Genomic DNA, 18,119 nt, shown 5'->3' on the forward strand with positions numbered 1-18,119 from the left:
TCGGGATTTGTCGTGATGTCGAAATTGTCGATCGTCTTCAAGCTTCTGGCCGTGTTGTCGGTCCTGGTCCTTTCGCTCGCCGGCGTTGGCGTGACGGCGATCGGCACCATGCAGAACATCAATTCCCATACGGTCGAGATCGCGGAGAGTTGGCTGCCCAGCGTGCGCGCGCTCGGCTCGCTTCGCGCCGACATCAACGAGCTGCGCGTCGCGCTCCGTCTGCATCTGATGCAGGACAGCGTTGAGGGCAAGGACGCCGCCGAGAAGCGCTTGGCCTCGCTGCGCGCGCGCATCGACCAGACCCGCAAGGTCTACGAGCCGCTGATCACTTCCGCCGAGGAGCGCTCGCTCTATGGGCAATGGAGCACGGCGTGGGCCGAGTATCTGAACGGCGTGCAGGACGTGATGGCACTGTCGCGCAAGGGCGTTGGCCGTTTCCCGGCCGACGCCAACGAGCTGCTGCAAACCAAGGTTGCGAAGATGGCCCAGGCCGCCGATCCCCTGCTCCAAAAGGGCATCGAGCTCAACAACCGCGGTGCCGAGCTTGAGACGAAGCAGGCCGCCGACAGCTACGCCATGATCTTCCGCGTGCTGGTCGGCATCATCGTGCTCTCGGTCGTGATCGCGATCGGCGCCGCCTATTACCTCGTGCGCGACGTTTCTCGCGGCATTGCCTCAATCATCCGCCCGATGCAGTCCCTCGGCGAGGGCGACCTCTCGGCCGACGTTCCGCATCGCGGCGAGAAGACCGAAATCGGTTCGATGGCAGATGCGCTGCAGATCTTCAAGGAGGCGCTGATCGCCAAGAAGGCCGCCGACGAGGCCGCTGCGCGCGACGCCGAAGTCAAGATCGAACGCGGTCGCCGCGTCGATGCCATCACCCGCAAGTTCGAAGCCATGATCGGCGAGGTGGTCGGGACCGTCTCCTCGGCATCGACCGAGCTCGAGGCCTCCGCCTCGACGCTGACCAACACCGCGCAGCGCGGACAGGAACTCGCGACCGTCGTCGCAGCCGCCTCCGAGGAAGCCTCGACCAACGTCCAGGCGGTGGCATCCGCTTCGGAGGAGCTGTCGTCCTCCATCACCGAGATCAGCCGCCGCGTGCAAGATTCGGCGCGGATGGCGGCGGAGGCCGTCGAGCAAGCGGCGCGGACCAACAACCGTGTCAATGCGCTGTCGCAGGCGGCGTCCCGCATCGGCGACGTCGTCGAGCTCATCAACACCATCGCGGGCCAGACCAATCTGCTGGCGCTGAACGCGACCATCGAGGCCGCGCGTGCCGGCGATGCGGGCCGCGGATTCGCGGTCGTCGCCTCCGAGGTCAAGGCGCTGGCCGAGCAGACCGCGAAAGCGACCGGTGAGATCGGGGCGCAGGTCTCGGGTATCCAGGCGGCGACGCAGGAATCGGTCAGTGCCATCCAGGAGATCGGCGGCACCATCGAGCGGCTCTCCGAGGTGGCTGCGGCCATTGCCGCCGCCGTCGAGGAGCAGGGCGCGGCCACGCAGGAAATCTCGCGTAACGTGCAGCAGGCCTCGGTCGGCACGCAGGAGGTCTCGTCGAACATCACCAACGTGCAGCGCGGTGCGATCGAGACCGGCGAGGCTTCGACCGAGGTATTGTCGGCGGCGAAATCGCTGGCGACCGACAGCACCCGTCTCAAGGTCGAGGTCGCGCAGTTCCTGGAATCGGTTCGCGGGGCCTGACGCTCACGTGCTCGTCTGCGGAGCCGGCGGCGGTGCGATCTGCCGCCGGAACAGGATACGCTGGTAGAGCCAGCCGATCGCGACCAGCACGATGCCGAGGCACATGAACGATAGCGCGCGGTAGACGCCCGTCAGCGTCGACATGTCGATGACGAATGCTTTCAGGATCGTCAACGCGATCACGACGGCCGATGCCAGCCGCGCCCGCTCCGAATTGACGAGAATGCCGACGCCGAGCAGCACCACGCCGAAGCCGAGCCAGCCGATCGAATAGGTATATTGCTCGGCGCCCGTCGTCGCTCCGGAGGAGAGGATCGGGCCGTGATAGAAGCGGCGGATCTCCAGCGTGACATAGGTCAGCGCGAACAGCAGCGCGCCGCCTGCAATCGTGTTGGCGTAGGCCTTGCCGCGTTCGCCGGCCACGGCATAGGACAAGAGCAGCATCAGCACCGCCGGCAGCGCGTAGCCGAGCAGCAGCAGGTTGAACACGGCGCCACCGACGTCGGTGCGCCATAGCAGCGGGTTCTCCAGGAGCAGGAGGCCGAACACGCCGACGAGCCCGCCGATCACCGTGAGCACGACCGCGCCGACATTGTGCACGACGCTGCGGCTGCGCAGTCGCAGGCGCTCCAGCCCGATCGCCAGGGCGAGCGTGATGCAGACCTGGAGGGCGAATTCGAGCAGAGAGGGTGCTGACGTCATGTTGCCGCCGGTCGCAAAATGGCGGATCTCCATGAAGGCGAGCAGCGCGGTGAACAGGATCGCGGCGCTCTCGAGCATGCGCAGCGGGGCGTCGTCGGCGCGGCGGCGCAGGAACAGGCTCGCCGCCCAGAACGATGCCGCCGGCAGGCCGTAACCCCACAACAGCCAGTTGAAGATCGGCGTGGTTCCGACGGCGTCGCCGACGATGCGCGGATCATAGCCGATCCGAGCGGTGACGAGGCCGGCGAAGATCGCGGCGAGCCAGCGCAGGAACGGGATCGGCCGCTGCATCGAGATCCAGGCGGTGCCGAGCGACATCAGCGCCAGTGCGATCGTGAGCCAGCCCTTCTCCAGCGCAAACGTCAGCGCCAGCGCCAGTGCACCGAGCGTGCCGGTCGCAAACAAGGCCGTGGAGATCATGGCGCCCGGCCGGTTCTCGCGGCGTGCAAGCGCTTCGGTGGCCGCGCCGAAGGCGGCGGCGAGCAGCACCGCGAGGATGGCGAACGGGATCGAGCGATCGAGATGCGCGATGCGTGCGTAGAGCGCGACCAGGATCGCGATCGGCGTCGCGACCCCCGCGACCGACCACACCACCGGAATGATCGCCGAGTTCGAACGTCCCTGCGCGAGGAAGCCCGCGATGCCGAAGCCGGCGGCGAAGATCGCCGCCATCACCAGATGCAGCGTCACCGCGCTATCGATCGCCGTCGGTGCGATGTCGGCCATGGGACCGCCCGGCAGCACGAGCATGTCAGGATTGGCGCGCACCGCCCATTCGGCGAACACGACGAAGACGGTCGCGGCGGCTGCGCCGAGCGCGCCGGTGGCCGCCGGCGCGCGCCAGGCGACAAGCAGCGTCGCGCCGACCAGCAGCGTGAAGGCCATCAGCGCCAGGTCCGCATGGGCGCTCGACAGCACGATCAGCATCGCGCCGAACAGATAGGCACCGAGTGAGCCCGACGAGACCGGCTCGATCTCACCGTCCTCGATCGTCGGGCCGAACATGAAGCCGCAGACCACGAGAAGAGCGGCAAGAACGAATCCTGCGATCACATGGAAAGCGTGCGGCGGGACCTGCAGGTCGCTGGTATCGAGCCCCGGAAAGATCCAGAGCACGGCGAAGGCGATTGTCGTGACCGCAAGCCAACGCCACAGCCGGATACGGGCAAGGCCGAAGCTCGCGGCGGTGACGACGGCGAGATAGATGTAGAGCGCCCAATAGTCCGGCTTGCCGCTGGAGACGAGGATCGGCGTCACGAAGGCGCCGACCACGCCGAGGCCGGCGAGCGCGGGCCCGTGCAGGAGCGCGGCAGCCAGCGTGCCGAGCGCGACGAGGCCGAGCAGCACGAAGGCGGTCGCGGGCACGAGGAAGCCATAGAGCGCGTACGCCGCGTAGATGGTCGCAAATGCCACCGCCGTACCGGCTGCGGTGAGGATAGCGGGAATGTTGGCGATCGGCAGCGCGGCGATGTTGGAGATGCTCTCCTTGCGCCGTGACCATTCGCCGGCGCCCAGCAGCGCCAGCGCGAACACGCCGCCAAGGAACACGCGCACGCCGGGGCCAAGGAGGCCAGCCTCGATCGAATAGCGCACCATGAAGAAGCCGCCGAGCGCGAGCGCCAGGCCGCCGATCCAGACTACCCAGCGCGTGCCGAGCCGTTCCTCGAACCCGGGCGCGGGTGCGGGCAGCGGCGGCGTCGCGTCGGCCTCGGTGCTCGCTTCGAGCGGAGGCGGTGAAATATCTTCGGTGACGAGCGGGGGCGGCGCCTCGGCTCTGGCTTCGGCTTGGGGCACAAGCGGCGGTGGCGCTGCGGAAGTTGTGGGGGGCGCGTCAGCCCACACATCTGCGGGGATCAGCGGCGGCTGCACGGGCCGTTGCGCGCGGAACATCTCTTCGAGCGAGCTTAGCCGTCGTCGCAGTTCAGCCGCCTGGCTGGAAGCCTTGATCGCGATGATGAAGGCGATGATCGCAATGATCAGCGCGAAGACGTCAAACGGGCCGTCAGACATAAAGCCTCCAGGCAACCGGCGGGCAGGGGCCGATCACGCATATCTCGGGTTAGCGCCGGGAGCGTACGCGCAAGCCCGGCGCGGGTCGCTCCTGAAGCACGTCGCGACGGAAGCGGTAGAGCGCCGCCGGACGTCCGCCCGTCTGTGTCGACATCACCCCGGTCGGTTCGACCAGGGCTTCCATTTCGACCAGGCGGCGGAAATTTTGTTTGTGCAGGTGTCGGCCGGAGATCGCCTCCACCGTATACTGCAATTCGGTAAGTGTGAATTCGGCGGGCAAAAGTTCAAAGACCACAGGACGATACTTCAGTTTTGCACGCAGTCGCGCGACCGCTGTCGCAAGAATCCGGCGGTGGTCGAAGCGCATGGATGTGCCGAGCGCGGACAGCGCCTTGCGCGCTAATGCCGCAGGGCGACCGTCGCGCCGCGCTTCCTCGACCAGCCCTGCCTCGTACAGGAGCTCGTAGCGGTCGAGCACGCGCTCCTCGTCCCAGGACGCGCCGTCGAGACCGAAATAGAACCGCACCCGATCCTTGCGCGGCAATGCGCGCGTCGTCTCCGGCGTCTCCTCTTCGGCCCAGCCGGTCAATGCCGGGATGATGTCGTCCGCGATGATCGCGGGCGGCCCCTCGCGCCAGTCCTCCCAAGGCAGGAAGCGATACCACGGCGCGAAGCTCGCACTCGTGGCTGCCAGTTCGCCGCCGAAGGCGCGCGTCAGTGCGAGATAGCCGATCGACACCATGTGCGCGCCGGTGTCGCCAGCCTCGGCATGCCGGCCGCGATCGCCGAACGTGTAGAGCTGCTCGACATAGCCGAGCCGCAGGCCCGTCTGTTCCTCGACCCACGCCCGCAGCCCGATCTCGAAAGTGCGATGGCTCGGCGCATCGAACGGGCCGAACGGCAGGCCGGCCAGGCCGTCACTGTCGCGCGCGGTGAGGATCAGCGGTTCGTGATCCTCGATCGCGACGATCGCGGCGGTCAGGCCGATCTCGATCGGCGTCAGCAGCTTTTCGCTCATGCGATGGCGATCGCCGGTGCGGCCATGACGATGTGGAGGCGTCTGCGTAAAGGCTCGCATGCGATTGCTCTGCTCGCAAGCGGGCGAGGGGGCACACCTGTGCTGTGGTGCGCAACTGTCATTCGAGCTCGATCACGAAGGGGCGGCCCTCGACCATCATCGCGCCCGGGCCCATCTCGTCGAGTGCGCGCAGCATGCGGCCGTTGCGCCCCAGCGCACGGTCGGCAAGGCCGACGATGCGGCGGTTCGGTGAGGCGATCGGGGACGCCGCCCGGATCTTCTTCGCGATCTCGGTCTCGTCGCGATTCGGATTGAGTGCGCACACGGCGGCAAAGGCGCTCGCGGTGGAGCGGCTGATGCCGGCATAGCAATGCACCACCAGCGGCGCGTCGCGGTCCCAGCCGCGCACGAAGTTCAGCACCTGCTCGATATGCGTTTCCGACGGCGCGACGAAGCCGTCCATCTCCTCGGTGATGTCGTCCATCGACACCTTGAGATGGTTGGCCGGCAGCACCGACACCGGCCGCGCCACCTGTTCGACATTGGCCATCACGGTCAGCACGTGGCTGGCCTTGGTGAGGCGGACGGTTTCGGGAAGGGCGGCGAGGGAGCAGACGTGGATCATGGCGGACCTTTTTCCGCAGATTATAGCGAGCGTTGGCGGGGTGGGCAAAGCGAAGCGTACCCACCACTTTCGTCTCATTGCGCAAAACAGTGGGCGGCAAGGGCCCCTTTGCCCGCCCTGCAGGACTCTAACCCACGACAACGATCACGCAAACACGGCGCCAAACCGCTCCAGAAACTGCTTCTCGGCCCGGGCAGCCGTCCAGGGGGTGAGATAGTCGCGCCGGACGCTGTCGGACAGGCCGGGATCCTTGCCGAACAGGCGCTTGGCCTCGCTCTCGCTGAAGCCGGCAAGCGTCGTTGCCTCCAGATAGGCCGCGCCGCGATCGGCGGCCTTGATCGCCAGCGTGATCTCGTCCGGCAGTACCGGCGGCAGGCCAAAGCGGATGTGAATCGCGCCGAGCAGACGTTTCTCGACCGCCTTGTAATGACCGTCGAGCACGGCCTTGAACGGCGAGATCATGTCGCCGATCACATATTCGGGCGCGTCATGCAGCAGCGCGGCAAGCCGCATGCGCTGATCCACGCGGGGATTCTCGTGCCGCATCACGGTTTCGACCAGCAGCGTATGCTGCGCGACAGAGAAGATGTGTGCGCCGATGGTCTGGCCGTTCCAGCGGGCAACACGCGCCAGCCCATGCGCGACGTCGGCGATCTCGATATCGAGCGGGGAGGGATCGAGCAAATCGAGCCGCCGGCCCGACAGCATGCGTTGCCAGGCGCGGGTGTCGGCGCCGCGGTCCGTCTTCTTCGCGCTCATTTGGCCTTGAGGCGCGGCTTGCGCTGCGACTTGCCGCAGCTCGCGTGACAATGGCAGTCGACGAGATGATCGTTGACCATGCCGGTCGCCTCCATGAAGGCATAGACGATGGTCGGGCCGACGAATTTGAAGCCGCGCGAGGCCAGCTCCTTGGAGATCTGCATGGAGAGCGGCGTCGAGGCAGGCACGCTCGCGGTGGTCTTGAAATGATTGACCTTGGGCCTTCCGTCCATGAAGTCCCACAGGAATTTCGAGAAGCCGGGGCCCTTCTCCATGATGGCGAGATAGGATTTCGCGCTTGATATCGCGCCGTCGATCTTGGCCTTGTTGCGCACGATGCCGGCATCGTTCATCAGCGCGTGAACCTTCTTCTCGTTGTAGCGTGCGATCTTTTCCGGCTGGAAATCGTCGAAGGCTTTGCGAAAATTGTCGCGCTTGCGCAGGATCGTGATCCAGGACAAGCCGGCCTGGAAACCGTCGAGGATCAGCTTCTCATAGAGCGCGCGGTCGTCATATTCCGGCACGCCCCATTCAGTATCGTGATAGGCGACGTAAAGCGGATCTTCGCCGGGCCAGGGGCAACGCGTCTTTCCGTCGGGATGCAGGCGAGGGGCACGGCTCATGCGATGGGTTGCTTCGTTGGAATGCGCACGACGTCTGGTTCCGCAAGCCTCACAGCGAGCCCACCGGCAGTCAGCGCCTGTCCCGCATCGAGCGCATCGGCGACGCGGTCGATGCGCACCAGCGCGATACCCTTTCCTTTCGCCGACGAGCCCATCGTGCCGACCGGCTTGTCGCCGGCCATGACGCTGACGCCGGGCTCAGGCGAGAAATCCTCGAGCAGCACCTTCACGCTGCGGGTGCGCGCGGTGCCGCGATGCTGCATGCGCGAGACGACCTCCTGGCCGACATAGCAGCCCTTGTCGAAATCGACGCCGGAAAGGCGGTCCATGTTGGTCTCGTGCGGGAACGCATCGCTGTACGTGAAATCGAGCCCGCCGCGCGGCACGCCGAGCGCGATGCGGTGGGCCTCGTATGCGGCGGCGTCGACGAGCTCGGCGCCGATCAGATCGGACAGCTTCTGTTTGAGATCTTCGGGGATGAGGATGCGGTAGCCGAGGTCCCCATTGCGCGGATCGGCGAAGGCGAGGTCGGGCTGGGCCGCGGGCTTGCCGTCCCAGGCCGCGAGCACGCCGAGATCGTCGGACAGGTTTTCCACCGTGACCTTGGCGCGCAGCTTGTAGAATTTCAGCTTGGTGGCGAGGCCGTCGGCAAGCGGCTTCGGGCAATCGATCAGGAACCCGCCGCCATGGCCGGCAGGCGCTTCCGTGATCAGGAAGTCCACGATGATCTTGCCCTGCGGCGTCAGCAACGCGCCGAATCGGCCCAGGCCCGGCTTCAGCTTGTCGACATCGGTCGTGACGAGGCCATTGAGGAAGTTGCGCGCATCCTCGCCCGCGACCTTGATCACGCCCCGGTCCGGAAGAAACGCTGATTTCATACGAAAATCTCTTGCGACATGTTGCTCCGAAACGTAAGCCCGCAAGGCAAAAACGACAAGACCTCAAGCCCTGCGCTTGGGGACGAGAGAGGCCTTCAGCCATGACCCAGCGTTTCGACGTGATCCTCAAGGGCGGCACTGTCGTCAACCAGGACGGCGAGGGGACCCGCGATGTCGGCGTCGTCAACGGTCGCATTGCCGAGATCGGCGCGCTGTCGCAGGCTTCCGCCGCGGAAGTGATCGACTGCAAGGGCCTGCACATCCTGCCCGGCGTGATGGATACGCAGGTGCATTTCCGCGAGCCCGGGCTGGAGCAGAAGGAAGACCTCGAGACCGGCTCGCGCAGCGCCGTAATGGGCGGCGTCACCGCCGTGTTCGAGATGCCAAACACCGCGCCGTTGACCGTGACGGAGGCCACCTTCACCGACAAGGTGAAGCGCGCCCATCACCGCATGCATTGCGACTTCGCCTTCTTCATCGGCGGCACCCGCGAGAATGTGCAGGACCTGCCGGTGCTGGAGCGTGCGCCCGGCTGCGCCGGCGTGAAGGTGTTCATCGGCTCCTCGACCGGCGCGCTCTTGGTGGAGGATGACGAAAGCCTGCGCCGCATCTTCCAGGTGATCCGGCGCCGCGCGGCGTTCCACGCCGAGGACGAATACCGCCTCAACGACCGCAAATCGCTGCGTATCGAGGGCGACACGCGCTCGCACCCGGTGTGGCGCGACGAGACCGCCGCGCTGATGGCGACGCAGCGGCTGGTGAAGCTCGCACACGAGACCGGCAAGCGCATCCACGTGCTGCATATCTCGACCAAGGAAGAGATCGAATTTTTGCGCGACCACAAGGACGTCGCCTCCTGCGAGGCGACGCCGCATCATCTCACGCTGGTTGCGCCCGAATGCTACGAGCGGCTCGGCACGCTGGCCCAGATGAACCCGCCGGTGCGCGGCGCCGATCACCGCGCCGGGATCTGGCGCGGCATCGAGCAGGGCATCATCGACGTGCTCGGCTCGGACCACGCCCCGCATACGCTGGAAGAGAAACAGAAGACCTATCCGGCCTCGCCCTCCGGCATGACCGGCGTGCAGACGCTGGTGCCGCTCATGCTCGACCACGTCAATGCGGGTCGGCTGTCGCTGGCGCGTTTCGTCGATCTCACCAGCGCCGGCCCCGCGCGCCTCTACAACATGGCCTGCAAGGGGCGGATCGCCGCCGGCTATGACGCCGACTTCACCGTCGTCGATCTCAAGCGCAGCGAGACCATCACCAACAAATGGGTCGCGTCCAAGGCCGGCTGGACCCCCTATGACGGGTTGCGCGTCACCGGCTGGCCCGTAGGCACCTTCATCCGCGGCCGCCGCGTGATGTGGCAGGGCGAGCTCGTGACGGCCGCGCAAGGTGAGCCGGTGCGGTTTCTGGAGACGCTGAGGGAGGAGTGAATGACCGAACCGACACCCCTCATCACCACCGAGCAACTTGCAGCCCAGCTCGGCGATCCCAACCTGCGCCTCTACGACTGCACGACCTACAACGAGCCGGTGCCGCCAGGCAGCGATGTGCCCTATCGCGCCGTGCCGGGCGATAAGACGTTCGAGGCCGGCCATATTCCGGGGGCCGATTTTCTCGACCTGCAAGGCGAGTTCTCCGACGCCTCTGCGCAGCAATTCTTCATGATGCCTGATGTGGCCCAGCTGGAGGCCGCCTTCGGCCGCCACGGCCTCGATGCATCCAAATCCGTCGTGCTCTATAGCATCGGCACCATGATGTGGTCGACGCGGTTCTGGTGGATGCTGCGCTCGCTCGGCGTTGAGGCGCGGGTGCTCGACGGTGGCCTCGACAATGGAAGGACGAGGGACGGCCGGTCTTAACAGGCGCCCCGAAGGGCTATCCGGCCACGGCCTTCAAGGCCACACCGCGCGCAGGCTTCTTCGTCGACAAGAATGCGGTCAAGGCACGGCTCGGAGATCCCGCGACTGTTATCGTCAACGCGCTCGGTCCCCAGTTTCATCGCGGCCTCGAGCCGAGCCGCTACGGGCGGCCCGGCCGCGTTCCCGGCAGCGTCAACGTATCAGCGGCAGCGCTCGTCAATGCGGACAAGACGCTGACGACGCTCGCCGATGCCGAGGCCAAATTCGACGCGGCAGGCGTCACCCGCGACAAGAATGTGATCCTGTATTGCGGCGGCGGCATCTCGGCGACGATCGACCTGCTGCTGCTGACGCAACTCGGCTACGACAAGCTGACGCTGTACGATGCCTCGATGGGGGAGTGGGCGAAGGATCCGGCGCTGCCGATCGAGACGGATTAGGACATTCCTTGGCCCCTCCCCCAGGGGAGGGACAGAAAGTTGGGAACCTTTCCCTTGGGGCGGCATCCAAGGTCCGGAACGAAGCCAAACGAGCAGGTGACCGCCATGCCACGGATCGCAGCCGGCCTGTCCGCCGGCGCCAAGACTTCAGAAATCAGGACATTGGAAGCCGAACTGGTCGAGCGGGCGCGGGGCCGTGACGAGGCCGCGCTGCGCGAGATCATGCAGGCCAACAACCGCAGGCTCTATCGTCTGGCGCGCGGAATTCTGCGCAGCGACAGCGAAGCCGAGGATGTCGTTCAGGAAACCTATGTCCGCGCTTTCACCCATCTCGACGGATTCCGCGGCGAGTCCGGACTGTCGACGTGGCTGTCGCGCATCGCCATCAACGAGGCACTTGGCCGGGCGCGAAGCGCCAGGCCGCAGGTCGAGCTCGGCTCGGTGCCCGAAGCGACGCTCGAGGCGCAGATCATCAAATTTCCCGCTTCTCCCCCAGGCGATCCGGAAAGGACCATGGCCCAACGTGAAATCCAGCGCGTCGTCGAGCGCGCCATCGATGAATTACCGGATGTCTTCCGCATGGTCTTCGTCGCCCGCGTCATGGAAGGGATGAACATCGAGGAGACCGCCGAGCTGCTCGGCGTCAAGCCCGAGACCGTGAAGACCCGGCTGCACCGTGCGCGGACCATGCTGCGCGACAACGTCGAAAAGGAGATCGGTCCGGTGGTGATGGATGCGTTCCCGTTCGCCGGGTGGCGCTGCGAGCGGCTGACCGTGTCAGTGCTGAAGCGGCTTGGCATCGGCGGCTGAATTTTTCGGGAACGTTTGCGCGAGAATTCCATCCAACGCCTGTGAAGCAACGCGCCGGCAAAACGTCCGGCACCACAGGAGTGTCAAACCATGTTCGTTCGTTGGACCACGGCGATCGCCGCTGCAATTTTGTTGTCGAGCCCCGCGCTGCTGCAAGGCGCCAGAGCAGCCGACAAGCTGACCGATCCGCAGATCGCCCATATCGCCTACACCGCGGGCGTGATCGACATCAACGCAGCCAAGCAGGCGCAGAAGAAAGCCAAGAATAAGGACGTGAAGGCGTTTGCCGAGGACATGCTGCGCGACCACGAGGCCGTCAACAAGCAGGCGCTCGCGCTGGTCAAGAAGCTGAACGTCACGCCTGAAGACAACGACACCAGCAAAGCGCTGTCAAAGCAGGCGAGCGAGAAGCTCGCCGAACTGGACAAGCTGAGCGGTGCGGCCTTCGACAAGGCCTATGTCGCGAACGAGGTCGCCTACCACAAGACGGTCAACGGCGCGCTGGAAACCCAGCTCATTCCGTCCGCCAGCAATGCTGAACTGAAGAGCCTGCTGCAGACCGGCCTGAAAATCTTCCAGGGCCATCAGCAGCACGCCGAGCACGTCGCGGCGGAGCTGAAATAGGGAGGCGATGATGCTGGGACGATTGTCCGCGATCGCGACAGCGGTCCTGCTCGTGGCGGTGGCCGTCCCGGCGCACGCTGCGACCGTAGAGATCACGATGGAGAATCTCGAAGTGTCGCCGAAAGACGCTTCGGCCAAGGTCGGCGACACCATTGAATGGATCAACAAGGACGTCTTCGTCCACACCGCGACAGCCAGGAACGGCGATTTCGACGTCAACCTGCCGGCGAAAAAATCAGGGACGTTGGTTCTGAAGAAGGCGGGCACGATCGATTATTACTGTCGCTTTCATCCCAACATGAAAGCGACGCTCAAGATCGAGCCGTAACGGGCTGGGAGCGTATTCCCGACCGTAGCGGAAGCTGGCCCCGCCTACGTGGCGGGGTCATTTTCGGCAAGGCTTACTGCCTGGAGAAAGACTTACTGTCTGGAAATGTCGACCGAGAATTCGCCGTTGCGGATGCGGCCGGGAAAGCCTTCGACGAACTTCGCCACCGCGTCCTCGCCATAGGTGCCGACGAGCTCGGCAAGGGCCGCAAACAGGCTCGCCTGCGCCAGGCAGTCGCCGTCGACGCCATCATGGCGCGCTTCGGCCCAGGCCTCGTTGAGATAACTCAGTGCGGCCTGCTTCTGCTCGTGATCGGGCAGCGGCGCGCGTGCGGGAGCGTAGGACACTGGATGGCTCATGAAACTCGTCGGGGCTGGGGCGCAATCCACGGCGATGCGCTGTGCGAGAGGTGTAGCACGCACGTTAACGCCCGCTAGGCCACATCTTTAGGAACGGTTAACGGCTGTGTACAAAGTCGATGACAGGGTTCCCGCCGCTGTCTCAGTTCGCGTAACGCGCCGTGAGATCGCGCGAGATCTTGGCGCCTTCCTCGATATAGCGGCGGATCGCCACCGTCGCGGCCGGCGTGCAGCTCCGGTAGGTCTGCTGAAAACCGTTATAGCCGCGGTTGAAGCCGGCGATCATGCGGGTGCGGCGTTCGCCGGCGGGGGTTTCGGCATCGATCAGCGCCTGCATCTCGCTGCGCCATTTGTTGCCCTCGTTGGACCCGCAGATGCCGCGCAGATAGTGCAGCCCGCCGAGGATCTCCGCCAGTCGCTGCAAATCGCCGTCAAACGGCGCTGCCCCGTCCTGAGCCCTCGTGGGCACCGAGGCGCAGGCGAGAATCAGGGCAAAAATGGCCAGAAATCGCGTCGACATCGGCCGGGTGTATGCCTCCTCGGGGCGATAGACGCAAGGCGGGGCCGTCAGGGGCCCATCAGCCGGTGAGCGGACTGGATGACCTCTTCCAGCCCGCCGGTCAGCTTGAGGTCGCCAAGGCTCGCCAGGGCCTTTGGGGCGATCCAGCGGTAGTCGTCGAGCTCGTCGTTGAGAACCGGCTCCCGGGCCACCCAGCGGGCGGCAAAGGACATGATCAGGTAGTGGCCGGCGCCGGCCGCGGCCGGCAGCACTTCGCGCCAGCCCGCGAGGCCAATGATTTCGATATCTAGCCCGGTCTCCTCGTCGATCTCGCGCGCCAGCGCTTGGTGCAGCGATTCGCCGAACTCGACCCGGCCGCCCGGCAGCGAATAGAACCCCTTTGCCGGCGAACGTGCGCGACGGGTCAGAAGCACCTTGCCGTCACGAAAAATCGCGGCACTGACCGCGATCTGGGGACGGGTGGGCTGAACGATCGCAGCCATGACTTCACCTGCTCGGGCTCAGTTCGCCATGATGATGTCGATGTCGGCTTCCGCGCCGCCATTGATGATGCCGCCGCAGGCCGCGATCAGCGGCTTGACCCAGTGGGCGGCCTGCTCAGCGAGGCGAACGCGGGTCGTGTCCTTCTCGACCTCGCGCATGGCCGAGCCGACCGCCGTCAGGATCGAGGTCATGGTGTCGGTGAGGTGGTCGAACTGGGCGCGCACGTTCGGGTCGGCCTTTTCATAGGCCTCGATCGCCAGATCCCGGGCCTTGAAGTTCGAGGCGGTGAAATGCTCGGCATAGGACAGCGGCGACCAGGTCAGAAAATCTTCCGCGCATTCCGGCATGTCGGGGACCATTTCCAGCAGCATCACGGCTTCATTGAAATGGTTGAGATAGTCGGTGGCAAGCCCGGTCCGCGGGTTGATGTTGGCCACGCGCAGCCGCTCGGCCCAGGCTGCAGCCTCGGGCCCCGTCTGTCCATGCATTCGCGCCGGCTGGGAGACCGTTGAGCTCATCTGCCGCAGTGTTAACGTTCGGGGTTAAAAGGACCTGAACGGACCCTATATAGGCCCTCAAGGATGTGTGGACGCTTCGTCATAACTTCGGCCCCCGCGGCTTTGCGGCAACTGTTCGGCTACATTGAGCAGCCGAACTTCCCGCCCCGGTTCAATGTGGCCCCGACACAACCGATTCCGGTCGTGCTGGCCGAGAACGGCGCGCGCCATTTTCGCCTGATGCGCTGGGGTTTGCTGCCGGGTTGGGTCAAGGATCCCAAGGGATTTTCGCTCCTGATCAATGCGCGTTCCGAGACCGTGCTGGAGAAGCCCGCTTTCAAGAACGCGATTCGCCGGCGCCGCGGCCTGATTCCGGCCGACGGCTATTACGAATGGAAGGCGGAGGGTGGCCGCAAGCAGCCCTTCTTCATCCATCGCGCCGACGGCGCGCCGCTCGGCTTTGCAGCGGTGTTCGAGACCTGGGTCGGGCCGAACGGCGAGGAGCTCGACACGGTCGCGATCGTCACGGCGGCGGCGAGCGAGGATCTCGTCACGCTGCATGATCGCGTGCCCGTCACCATCAGCCCGCGCGATTTCGAGCGCTGGCTCGACAGCCGCAGCGATGACCTCGATGCGGTGTTGCCGCTGATGACCGCCCCGCGCATCGGCGAATTCGCCTGGCACCCGGTCTCCACCCGCGTCAACCGCGTCGCCAATGACGACGACCAGTTACTCCTGCCGATCAGCGCGGAGGACATGGAGGCGGAGGCGCCGAAGAAGAAGGTGGCGCGGAAAGCGGCGGCCGGGCCGGCCGATGACGGGCAGGGGTCGTTGTTTTAGGCGCTTCGCCCTTACACGATCTCCCGCGCCCGTAGTGCTGCGATCTCCGCTGCGTCAAATCCCAGCTCGCCCAGCACCGCATCCGTATCCGCGCCGAGCTCCGGCGCCATCCGGTCGAGCCTGCCGCCGCCATGCGCGAGCTTGAATCCGCTGCCGGCGAAACGAAGCCGGCCGTAGGGCGTATCGAGTTCCTGGATCGCGCCGCGCGCCTTGATCTGCGGATGGTCGATGACTTCCTCGACCTTCCAGATGCTGGCGCAGGGCGCGCCGGCGTCTTCCAGAATGGTCTCCCATTCGCGCGCAGGCCTTGCCGCGAGCGCCTCTTCGATGATGGCGCGCAGCGCCGGCTCGTTCTCGTTGCGCGCAAACCAGTCGGCAAAGCGCGGATCGCTGAGCGTGTCCTCGCGGCCGAGCGCAGACATCAGCGCGCGATATTGCTTCTCGTTGTTGACGGCGAGCAGGATGTGACCGTCGCCGCATCTAAACAAATTCGCCGTGGCCCTGCGGCTGACGGCCTGATTCCCCGACAGCTGCTGGCGATGGCCGGCGACCGACCAGTCCGCGATCTGCCCCGACAGAAACGCCATCGTCGCCTCCAGCATGGAGACGTCAATGAGCTGGCCCTTGCCGGTGCGGTCGCGCTGGTACAGCGCGCTCGACACGCCGAACGCGGCGGTGGCGCCCGACAGCACGTCGCACACCGCAAAGCCGGCGCGGGTCGGCCCAGTCTCGGGATGACCCGTGATCGCCATGATGCCGGACAGCGCCTGCATCTTGCCGTCATAGCCGGGGCGCAGCCGGTCCGGACCGGTCTGGCCGAAGCCGGACACCGCGCAGTAGATCAGCTTCGGATTGATCGCGGACAGCGCCTCGTAGCCGATGCCGAGCTTGTCCATCACGCCGGGGCGGAAATTCTCCATGACGACGTCGACTTGCGCGGCGAGCTTCTTCACGATCGCGATCGCATCGGGCTTTTGCAGATCGAGCGTCAGGCTGCGCTTGTTGCCGTTGATGGCCTGGAACGACGGCGCCAGCCCGCGCTCCGCCCATTCGCGCGACAGCGGCGTGCGGCGCATGTCCTCGCCCTCGCGCCGCTCGACCTTGATGACGTCGGCGCCCAGTAGCGCGAGCTGGTAGCTCGCATAGGGGCCGGCCAGCACTTGCGTGAAGTCCAGGATCTTCACGCCCTCGAACGGTCGCGTCACGTCGCTCTCCCTTTTGTTTTGGTTGTCGGAGGACGTCAGGCGGCGCGATTGCCGCGCGCGATCTCCTTCTGCTTATCAAATTCGGCACGGCGGCGCGCCAGCTCTTCGGCTGAGAGCTGCGCGACGTTGTTGTAGTCGAGCTTCCAGGAAGCGTCCTCGCTCCAGCGCAGCGGCGACTGCATCGTGGTCTGCGGGCCGCTCGCGGTCTCCAGCAGTCTGAGCGCCAGCTCGAGCGTCTGCGCCTGCGAGGCGATGTCGTGCGGCTTGCCGGCGGAATTGCCGAGCGGGAAATCCGAGAACAGGAAGCGCGGCACGGCGGCGTGCTCGATGATGTCCTTGGCGCAGCCCATGATCACGGTCGGAATGCCGTTCGCCTCGAGATGCCGGGCCACCAGCGCCGTGGTCTGGTGGCAGACTGGACAGTTCGGCACCAGCACGGCGACATCGACCTTGTCGGCAAGGCAGCGCGCCAGAATTTCCGGCGCGTCGGTGTCGAGGGTGACGCGATGGCTGCGGTTGGTCGGCGCGCCGAAGAAGCGCGGGGCCACCTCGCCGATGCGCCCGGCGGCGCTTGCCTTCAAGAGCTGCGGCAGCGGAAACCAGGTGCCGTTGTCGGTGGCCGTGGTGTGCTTGCGGTCGTAGCCGATATGCGAGATGCGAAGGTCGTGGGGCTTCGCCGTGTCGCCGTCATAGACCTGGTAGAATTTCGCGCCGCCATTATACGCCGCGCCCGGCCCCTGGTCGCCCTTGGTGGGGTCGTATGGCGCGGCGGTCGTGATGATGGTGACGCTTGATTGCGACAGCGGCTTCTTCAGCGGCTGGAACGGCGCCTCGGTGTAGTGAGCCCAGCGATACGCCGTGGTGTAGCCAATCGCGGCGTAATACTCCCGCGTGCGCTGCATATAGGGAACGGGGGCGTCATAGTCGGGCGCAAAGCCGAATTCGTCGTCGCGCGAAGGGGACATGGGGCGCGTCTCCTGGTTCTTGTTGGCGACAGACTAGAGATAGTCGGGGGTGAGCTCAACGGGGGGCGGGGCAATGCAGGTCAGAATTGCACTGATAGAGCCAGGTCCGCTTTTTCCCCTTTCCCCTTGCGGGCGAGGGTGGCTCGCCGCGAAGCGGCGAGACGGGTGAGGGGTCTCTCTCCGCGTGCTCAACTGCATGAGATGCGCGCGCGGACAGAAACCCCTCATCCGCCGCTTCGCGCCACCTTCTCCTGCAAGGGGAGAAGGAAGGAAGACAACCTACCGAAACACATGCAGCGCCACATGCTGCAGCAGCATGATCGCCTTGGCGTCGATGATACGCCCGTCCGCGATCATCGCCAGCGCCTCGTCAATGCCGAGCTCCAGCACCTCGATGTCCTCGCCTTCGTGTTCGAGGCCGCCGCCGTCGCTGACCCGCATCTCCGGCTCGTACTCGGCGACGAAGAAATGCAGCTTCTCGGTGATGGCGCCGGGGCTCATAAACGCTTCGAACACCTTGTGGACGTGGTGCAGGCGATAGCCGGTTTCCTCCTCGGCCTCGGCGCGGATGCGCACCTCGGGCGAGGCGTCGTCGAGCACCCCGGCGGCGGCTTCGATCAGGAGATCGTCGTAACCGCGGATGAAGGCCGGCAAGCGGAATTGCTTCACCAGGATCACCGTGCGCCGCGCTCGGTTGTAGGGCAGCACGGCGGCGGCGTTGTCGCGCTCATAGGTCTCGCGGTGCTGCGTCTGCCATTCGCCATTGGCGCGCCGGTACTCGAACGTGGTGGTCTTGAGGGGGGTCCAGCCGTCCGAGAGCACGCGGACGTCCTTGATGCGAACGCGGTCGGATATGGTCAT

At 65.7% G+C, this 18,119-nt stretch carries 19 protein-coding genes and 1 pseudogene; 7 read left to right on the forward strand and 13 right to left on the reverse strand.

Annotated elements, in window-relative coordinates; all coding sequences use genetic code 11:
- Nucleotides 1-15: 15 nt before the first annotated feature.
- Nucleotides 16-1,704: a methyl-accepting chemotaxis protein gene (locus tag IVB13_RS21790; protein WP_247490394.1), complete on the forward strand. Its 1,689-nt coding sequence runs from the start codon at nt 16-18 to the stop codon at nt 1,702-1,704.
- 3 nt (nt 1,705-1,707) lie between these two features.
- On the opposite strand, the gene IVB13_RS21795 is transcribed toward IVB13_RS21790, so the two are convergent.
- The 6 genes from IVB13_RS21795 to IVB13_RS21820 form a co-directional block, all read right to left on the reverse strand.
- On the reverse strand, nt 1,708-4,416 hold the full coding sequence (locus tag IVB13_RS21795; RefSeq protein ID WP_247490395.1) for a DUF2339 domain-containing protein: 2,709 nt from the start codon (nt 4,414-4,416) through the stop codon (nt 1,708-1,710).
- A gap of 49 nt (nt 4,417-4,465) precedes the next feature.
- Entirely contained in the window at nt 4,466-5,434 is a 969-nt protein-coding gene (locus tag IVB13_RS21800; RefSeq protein ID WP_085352597.1) for an NAD regulator, read from the reverse strand.
- 118 nt (nt 5,435-5,552) lie between these two features.
- A complete protein-coding gene (locus IVB13_RS21805; protein WP_007607206.1) occupies nt 5,553-6,059 on the reverse strand; it encodes a protein-tyrosine phosphatase family protein in 507 nt (168 codons plus the stop codon).
- A gap of 144 nt (nt 6,060-6,203) precedes the next feature.
- Nucleotides 6,204-6,818, reverse strand: coding sequence for an HD family hydrolase (locus IVB13_RS21810; RefSeq protein WP_085352596.1), 615 nt, complete (start codon nt 6,816-6,818; stop codon nt 6,204-6,206).
- Complete coding sequence (locus IVB13_RS21815) at nt 6,815-7,441, reverse strand: DNA-3-methyladenine glycosylase I (RefSeq protein WP_085361347.1); 627 nt, start codon at nt 7,439-7,441, stop codon at nt 6,815-6,817. Before IVB13_RS21815 ends, IVB13_RS21810 begins: the two co-directional genes overlap by 4 nt.
- A complete protein-coding gene (locus tag IVB13_RS21820) occupies nt 7,438-8,319 on the reverse strand; it encodes a folate-binding protein (RefSeq protein WP_247369285.1) in 882 nt (293 codons plus the stop codon). The genes IVB13_RS21815 and IVB13_RS21820 overlap by 4 nt, the downstream gene beginning before the upstream one ends.
- Nucleotides 8,320-8,420: 101 nt before the next feature.
- Between IVB13_RS21820 and IVB13_RS21825 the strand changes: the two genes are divergently transcribed.
- The 5 genes and pseudogenes from IVB13_RS21825 (at nt 8,421) to IVB13_RS21845 (ending at nt 12,389) form a co-directional block, all read left to right on the forward strand.
- Complete coding sequence (locus IVB13_RS21825) at nt 8,421-9,758, forward strand: dihydroorotase (protein WP_018458826.1); 1,338 nt, start codon at nt 8,421-8,423, stop codon at nt 9,756-9,758.
- Nucleotides 9,759-10,627, forward strand: a pseudogene (locus IVB13_RS21830) (sulfurtransferase).
- Between the two features lie 105 nt (nt 10,628-10,732).
- Nucleotides 10,733-11,437 carry an RNA polymerase sigma factor gene (locus IVB13_RS21835; protein ID WP_247490397.1) on the forward strand — a complete coding sequence of 235 codons (705 nt, stop codon included), beginning with the start codon at nt 10,733-10,735 and terminating at the stop codon, nt 11,435-11,437.
- Nucleotides 11,438-11,527: 90 nt separating this feature from the next.
- A complete protein-coding gene (locus tag IVB13_RS21840) occupies nt 11,528-12,061 on the forward strand; it encodes a DUF4142 domain-containing protein (RefSeq protein WP_085352592.1) in 534 nt (177 codons plus the stop codon).
- Between the two features lie 10 nt (nt 12,062-12,071).
- Nucleotides 12,072-12,389 carry a cupredoxin domain-containing protein gene (locus IVB13_RS21845; protein WP_204513864.1) on the forward strand — a complete coding sequence of 106 codons (318 nt, stop codon included), beginning with the start codon at nt 12,072-12,074 and terminating at the stop codon, nt 12,387-12,389.
- Between the two features lie 92 nt (nt 12,390-12,481).
- Here the strand turns inward: IVB13_RS21845 and IVB13_RS21850 are convergent, their stop codons facing one another.
- The 4 genes from IVB13_RS21850 to IVB13_RS21865 all read right to left on the reverse strand — a co-directional run bounded on the left by IVB13_RS21850 (nt 12,482) and on the right by IVB13_RS21865 (nt 14,269).
- Complete coding sequence (locus tag IVB13_RS21850) at nt 12,482-12,748, reverse strand: hypothetical protein (protein ID WP_007594892.1); 267 nt, start codon at nt 12,746-12,748, stop codon at nt 12,482-12,484.
- A gap of 142 nt (nt 12,749-12,890) precedes the next feature.
- A complete protein-coding gene (locus IVB13_RS21855) occupies nt 12,891-13,268 on the reverse strand; it encodes a TIGR02301 family protein (protein WP_007607220.1) in 378 nt (125 codons plus the stop codon).
- Between the two features lie 47 nt (nt 13,269-13,315).
- Nucleotides 13,316-13,750 carry an NUDIX hydrolase gene (locus IVB13_RS21860; RefSeq protein ID WP_085352591.1) on the reverse strand — a complete coding sequence of 145 codons (435 nt, stop codon included), beginning with the start codon at nt 13,748-13,750 and terminating at the stop codon, nt 13,316-13,318.
- Nucleotides 13,751-13,768: 18 nt separating this feature from the next.
- The gene (locus tag IVB13_RS21865) at nt 13,769-14,269 is read right to left on the reverse strand and encodes a hypothetical protein (RefSeq protein WP_247473553.1); all 501 of its coding nucleotides are present in this window, start codon (nt 14,267-14,269) and stop codon (nt 13,769-13,771) included.
- Nucleotides 14,270-14,332: 63 nt separating this feature from the next.
- Here IVB13_RS21865 and IVB13_RS21870 point away from each other — a divergent pair, with 63 nt between their 5' ends.
- On the forward strand, nt 14,333-15,088 hold the full coding sequence (locus IVB13_RS21870) for an SOS response-associated peptidase (protein WP_247473549.1): 756 nt from the start codon (nt 14,333-14,335) through the stop codon (nt 15,086-15,088).
- Nucleotides 15,089-15,099: 11 nt separating this feature from the next.
- Here the strand turns inward: IVB13_RS21870 and IVB13_RS21875 are convergent, their stop codons facing one another.
- The 3 genes from IVB13_RS21875 to IVB13_RS21885 form a co-directional block, all read right to left on the reverse strand.
- Complete coding sequence (locus tag IVB13_RS21875) at nt 15,100-16,293, reverse strand: CoA transferase (RefSeq protein WP_247490400.1); 1,194 nt, start codon at nt 16,291-16,293, stop codon at nt 15,100-15,102.
- 35 nt (nt 16,294-16,328) lie between these two features.
- Complete coding sequence (locus tag IVB13_RS21880; protein ID WP_247490402.1) at nt 16,329-17,258, reverse strand: glycine reductase; 930 nt, start codon at nt 17,256-17,258, stop codon at nt 16,329-16,331.
- Nucleotides 17,259-17,537: 279 nt separating this feature from the next.
- Entirely contained in the window at nt 17,538-18,119 is a 582-nt protein-coding gene (locus tag IVB13_RS21885) for an NUDIX domain-containing protein (RefSeq protein ID WP_085352586.1), read from the reverse strand.

Origin of the sequence: Bradyrhizobium sp. 17, assembly GCF_023073515.1 — a bacterium.
Lineage (GTDB): Bacteria > Pseudomonadota > Alphaproteobacteria > Rhizobiales > Xanthobacteraceae > Bradyrhizobium > Bradyrhizobium canariense_D.

Excerpts from the sequence above, each read along its gene's own strand:
- IVB13_RS21790 (WP_247490394.1), top strand. The coding sequence starts at position 16 with ATGTCGAAATTGTCGATCGTCTTCAAGCTTCTGGCCGTGTTGTCGGTC.
- IVB13_RS21795 (WP_247490395.1), bottom strand. The coding sequence starts at position 4,416 with ATGTCTGACGGCCCGTTTGACGTCTTCGCGCTGATCATTGCGATCATC.
- IVB13_RS21800 (WP_085352597.1), bottom strand. The coding sequence starts at position 5,434 with ATGAGCGAAAAGCTGCTGACGCCGATCGAGATCGGCCTGACCGCCGCG.
- IVB13_RS21805 (WP_007607206.1), bottom strand. The coding sequence starts at position 6,059 with ATGATCCACGTCTGCTCCCTCGCCGCCCTTCCCGAAACCGTCCGCCTC.
- IVB13_RS21810 (WP_085352596.1), bottom strand. The coding sequence starts at position 6,818 with ATGAGCGCGAAGAAGACGGACCGCGGCGCCGACACCCGCGCCTGGCAA.
- IVB13_RS21815 (WP_085361347.1), bottom strand. The coding sequence starts at position 7,441 with ATGAGCCGTGCCCCTCGCCTGCATCCCGACGGAAAGACGCGTTGCCCC.
- IVB13_RS21820 (WP_247369285.1), bottom strand. The coding sequence starts at position 8,319 with ATGAAATCAGCGTTTCTTCCGGACCGGGGCGTGATCAAGGTCGCGGGC.
- IVB13_RS21825 (WP_018458826.1), top strand. The coding sequence starts at position 8,421 with ATGACCCAGCGTTTCGACGTGATCCTCAAGGGCGGCACTGTCGTCAAC.
- IVB13_RS21835 (WP_247490397.1), top strand. The coding sequence starts at position 10,733 with ATGCCACGGATCGCAGCCGGCCTGTCCGCCGGCGCCAAGACTTCAGAA.
- IVB13_RS21840 (WP_085352592.1), top strand. The coding sequence starts at position 11,528 with ATGTTCGTTCGTTGGACCACGGCGATCGCCGCTGCAATTTTGTTGTCG.
- IVB13_RS21845 (WP_204513864.1), top strand. The coding sequence starts at position 12,072 with ATGCTGGGACGATTGTCCGCGATCGCGACAGCGGTCCTGCTCGTGGCG.
- IVB13_RS21850 (WP_007594892.1), bottom strand. The coding sequence starts at position 12,748 with ATGAGCCATCCAGTGTCCTACGCTCCCGCACGCGCGCCGCTGCCCGAT.
- IVB13_RS21855 (WP_007607220.1), bottom strand. The coding sequence starts at position 13,268 with ATGTCGACGCGATTTCTGGCCATTTTTGCCCTGATTCTCGCCTGCGCC.
- IVB13_RS21860 (WP_085352591.1), bottom strand. The coding sequence starts at position 13,750 with ATGGCTGCGATCGTTCAGCCCACCCGTCCCCAGATCGCGGTCAGTGCC.
- IVB13_RS21865 (WP_247473553.1), bottom strand. The coding sequence starts at position 14,269 with ATGAGCTCAACGGTCTCCCAGCCGGCGCGAATGCATGGACAGACGGGG.
- IVB13_RS21870 (WP_247473549.1), top strand. The coding sequence starts at position 14,333 with ATGTGTGGACGCTTCGTCATAACTTCGGCCCCCGCGGCTTTGCGGCAA.
- IVB13_RS21880 (WP_247490402.1), bottom strand. The coding sequence starts at position 17,258 with ATGTCCCCTTCGCGCGACGACGAATTCGGCTTTGCGCCCGACTATGAC.
- IVB13_RS21885 (WP_085352586.1), bottom strand. The coding sequence starts at position 18,119 with ATGACCATATCCGACCGCGTTCGCATCAAGGACGTCCGCGTGCTCTCG.